Origin of the sequence: Rhodococcus sp. NPDC057135 (genome assembly GCF_042670865.1) — a bacterium.
GTDB lineage: Bacteria > Actinomycetota > Actinomycetes > Mycobacteriales > Mycobacteriaceae > Rhodococcus_F.
The window spans coordinates 1-1,078 of sequence record NZ_JBHUUU010000051.1; the positions used below are offsets into that span (position 1 = coordinate 1).

1 rRNA gene is annotated in these 1,078 nt (G+C 55.1%); it reads left to right on the forward strand.

The window, feature by feature from the left end:
• Window positions 1–1,030: ribosomal RNA gene (locus ACFT1A_RS30995) — 23S ribosomal RNA — on the forward strand; the annotation flags it as partial.
• Between the last annotated feature and the right edge of the window lie 48 nt (window positions 1,031–1,078).

The window sequence follows — 1,078 nt, forward strand, 5'->3', positions numbered from 1 at the left end:
GGAGCGAAGCTGAGAATTTAAGCCCCAGTAAACGGCGGTGGTAACTATAACCATCCTAAGGTAGCGAAATTCCTTGTCGGGTAAGTTCCGACCTGCACGAATGGCGTAACGACTTCTCAGCTGTCTCAACCGTAGACTCGGCGAAATTGCATTACGAGTAAAGATGCTCGTTACGCGCGGCAGGACGAAAAGACCCCGGGACCTTCACTACAGCTTGGTATTGGTGTTCGGTTCGGTTTGTGTAGGATAGGTGGGAGACTGTGAAACGGTGACGCCAGTTATCGTGGAGTCGTTGTTGAAATACCACTCTGATCGAATTGGACCTCTAACCTCGGACCATGATCTGGTTCAGGGACAGTGCCTGGTGGGTAGTTTAACTGGGGCGGTTGCCTCCCAAAATGTAACGGAGGCGCCCAAAGGTTCCCTCAGCCTGGTTGGCAATCAGGTGTCGAGTGCAAGTGCACAAGGGAGCTTGACTGTGAGACTGACAGGTCGAGCAGGGACGAAAGTCGGGACTAGTGATCCGGCACCGGCAAGTGGAAGCGGTGTCGCTCAACGGATAAAAGGTACCCCGGGGATAACAGGCTGATCTTCCCCAAGAGTCCATATCGACGGGATGGTTTGGCACCTCGATGTCGGCTCGTCGCATCCTGGGGCTGGAGTAGGTCCCAAGGGTTGGGCTGTTCGCCCATTAAAGCGGCACGCGAGCTGGGTTTAGAACGTCGTGAGACAGTTCGGTCTCTATCCGCCGCGCGCGTTAGAAACTTGAGGAAGGCTGTCCCTAGTACGAGAGGACCGGGACGGACGAACCTCTGGTGTGCCAGTTGTTCCGCCAGGAGCACCGCTGGTTAGCTACGTTCGGAAGGGATAACCGCTGAAAGCATCTAAGCGGGAAGCCTGTTCCAAGATGAGGTTTCTCACCCCCTCGAGGGGGTAAGGCCCCCGGCAGACCACCGGGTTGATAGGCCAGAACTGGAAGTGCAGTAATGCATGCAGGTGACTGGTACTAATAGGCCGAGGACTTACCACAAAGAAGCTACGCGTCCACTGTGCGGTATCTGAAACAACACACAGATAC